The organism is Micromonospora sp. M51 (genome assembly GCF_018070305.1).
Classification (GTDB): Bacteria; Actinomycetota; Actinomycetes; order Mycobacteriales; family Micromonosporaceae; genus Micromonospora; species Micromonospora parva.
Genome location: NZ_JAGPXZ010000700.1, coordinates 1 through 3,174, shown reverse-complemented (window position 1 = coordinate 3,174; position 3,174 = coordinate 1). Strand labels below are relative to the sequence as shown.

1 protein-coding gene and 1 pseudogene are annotated in these 3,174 nt (G+C 70.7%); one reads left to right on the top strand and one right to left on the bottom strand.

What is annotated here, in order from left to right; all coding sequences use genetic code 11:
• Nucleotides 1–2,168: AAA family ATPase (locus KBX53_RS27340; protein WP_247676302.1), on the bottom strand; the 2,168-nt coding region annotated here is incomplete at its 3' end.
• Between the two features lie 743 nt (nucleotides 2,169–2,911).
• Between KBX53_RS27340 and KBX53_RS27335 the strand changes: the two are divergent.
• A pseudogene (locus KBX53_RS27335) lies at nucleotides 2,912–3,174 on the top strand (hypothetical protein); the annotation flags it as partial.

Below are 3,174 nucleotides of genomic sequence, written 5' to 3'. Positions count from 1 at the left end.
GTACGACCACACCAGGTGCTGAGGTCGGTGGCGATGCCGACGGCGCTGCGGGCCAGCGCCACCGCCCGGTCGTCGTCCCGAAGCCCACCCCGCCACGCCGTCGCCTCGGCCTCGAACGCCAGGGCGAAGCTCAGCAGGTGGTGACTGCCGATGCGCCGGGCAACGATGCCGGCCTCGGTGGCCAGTGCGATGGCGGTGGTCAGCTGCCCGCCGTGGTAGGCCACCTGGCTACGTCCGAGCAGCAGCTGGCACAGCCCGTCGTCGCGGTGCGAGGCGCGGACGAGCGTCAGCCCGCGGTCGAGGTGTCGTGCGGCATCGGCCTGCCGTTCGAGGTACAGCTCGCTCAGACCGAGCGCGGTGAAGCAGTCGGGGTGGTCGCGCATGTCCCGGTCCGGCAGCGCGTCGACGATCCGGGCACCGGCATCGAGCAGGCCCCGGGCGTCGTCGAGCGCGCCGTCGTGGGCGGCGGCCAGACTGCTGACGGCCAGCAGGCTGGCCCGGTCCGCTCCGGAACCGCCGAGGTCTCCACTGAGCATGTCGGGCAGCCCGGTCACGGGGTGCCCGGCCAGGATGCCGGCGACGCCGATCTCGGTGGCGAGTCGGTAACCGCCGGCGGGTCCGGCACCGGCTGGCAGGGCGGCCAGTTCCCGCCGGCTGATGGCCGCCGCCTCCGCGTAGTTGCCGAGCAGACGTTCCACCCGCGCCCAGAGAGCCACCGCCCGCGCCCGCCGTCCGTCCGGGTCGGCGGGGAACAGCGGCACGATCTCCTGGAGCAGGGCCCTGCTCTCGGCCAGATCGCCCGCCTCCCCGGTGATCTGGGCCAGCGCGAGCGACACGTCCTGGCGACGTTGGGTGAGCCCGGCCGTCGGCCGTAACGCACACAGCGCCAGCCGCAGCCAGCGGATGGCCAGGTCCGGCGTCTCGCGCCGGACCTCCTGCGCGGCCCGGCAGAGCACGGTGACGCAGCGGTCGACCCAGCCACCGTTCGGCAGGGAAAGCAGGCGTTCCGCGTAGCGGGCCCGGTCCGTTGGTGGCGCGCCCAGTTCGACGAGCGCGGTGAGCGCGCGCACACACGCCTTCACCTGCCACGCCGGGTCGGTGTCCTGAGCGACCGCCATCCGCAGCACCGGGTGTCGGAAGGCGAACCGTCCCGTTCCGGGTACGCGGCGGATCAGGTCCAGCCGGGCCAACCGCCAGCTGGCCTCGACCGCCACTGGCGGCGGGACCTGCGCGACCTCGGCGAGCAGGTCCGTGGTGAAGGGCGCGTCGACGATCGCCCCGGCCCGCAGGCAGGTCAGCTCGACGGGGGGCAGGTCCACCCACTCGCGGCGCAGCACGGCCACCGCCGCGTCGGCCAGCCGGGCGCCCTGTGCTTCCCGGATCGGGTCCGCGGTGGTCGAGGTGGGGCCGCTGGGCAGCACCGCGAGGTAACCGGGGTTGCCACCGCTCAGGTCGTACCGGGCGCGCAGCTCCACCTGGTCGACGTGGGGGTGCAGGAGCCCGACCTCGGCGACGCTGAGCGGGTGCAGTTCGATCCGATCGTGTGACGTCGGTTCCGCGTCGGCGTGCTCGGCGGGAACCGGTGGCCCGAAAGGCATCGGCGTCGCCATCTGCCGCGGTCGGTAGACCAGGACGAGCAGCAGCGGGGCGGGCACCGGGTATCGCAGCAGGTGGGCGATCAGACCGGTGGAGGAGGCGTCCGCCCAGTGCAGGTCGTCGAGGACCAGCACGAGACCGTCCCGGGCGGCCAGACCGATCAGCCGGCGGGCCAGCTGGTACGTCCGGAACCGCCGGGCGTCCGACGCCCGCGCCGGCGCGGCTGGCACCGCCGCGACCGACTCCGCCCAGGTCGCCTCGGTGGGCTGCCCGGCACGCACCTCGTGGCGAAGTGACTGCCCCTCGGTGAAGGCGTGTCGGAACACGTGGAACGGAACTCCTCGTTCGTCCGGCGAACAGGTCCCGACGGCCCAGGGGATGGTGGGCCCGCACCGCTGCAGAGCCTCGTGGACGAACCGGGTCTTGCCGATGCCCGGCTCTCCGACCACCTCGCACACCATTTGCCACCGTCGGCTCAGCACAGTCGCCTGGGCTCTCCCGATACGCGCCAACTGTGGTCGCCGCCCAACGAAGCGCGGGCTCAATGATGCGCTTTCCAGCCCAGGTGTCATCACGCAGACCAGACGCCTTCCGGCACACTCAAGGGGAATTGGTCGCACTATACCGAAGCACCGCCGAATGTCGAAACATACCGATGCCAGCCACTCCCATTCCAACAGTTGGCGTCGCGGTGCAGGTTCTTTCCGACATCACCTCACAAGCCGCAGAAAAGGACCGGTGGCCAGAAGCGCGGAACAATATCCCGGAAACCCCTACATCGCCCGCGACCTGCCGGTCTCGGGCTACGACCGTCAACGACCCGCGACGGCTGCCGGACTGCGCTGTGACCACCCGGGCACCTGGTCAATCCCGCGTACGGCCACGTCTAATCTGATATCACCACGATCATGGCCGGCTATGGTGAATCACCCTAAGCGGTCATATTCCTGCCTTCGCCTTCACCCTGACGCCCGTCCCACTTGGTGAACCATCGGCGCGGGTTCCCACTGCGGACAAATGGCCGCAATGCCGCGCTCAGAATTGACCGGCGGTCGTCGGCGTTCAACATGCGATCCGCAACATGCAGACGCGGCACGAACGGAGGGAAAGTCGCAGGCGATCCCGCCCGCGAAAAACGCACCGCGCACCTCTTCACTGCGCCACCTTCACCGCCGCTGAACGAACTGGCCACCGGACGGGCGGCGGTACGACATCCTCTCGATCCCGAGATCATCGAGACGAGCGGACCATGGTGAGGCCGACGACGCCGGCGGTAGCGTGAGGCCAATCCGTGCCACGCCTCAAGGAGCCGACGGTGGACAACGCCATCCAACTGATCAGCGACGGCGATGGCCTGGCGGTCATCGGGCATCCGGCGGCTGTCGATCGTTTCCTCACCGCGGAGCGACTGCCGTCGAAAGACCTCGGGCTGCAGCGACTCAGCTCCACCCTCCGTACCGGATCGACCATCGCCAAGGGCGGCGCCGAGATCGCCGACCATTCCGGCCGCTGGGTCCGGTTGACCGCGGAGTCCGCCGCGGCGAGGAAGAAGTACTCGCTCAGGTCGGGCTCGGAGGG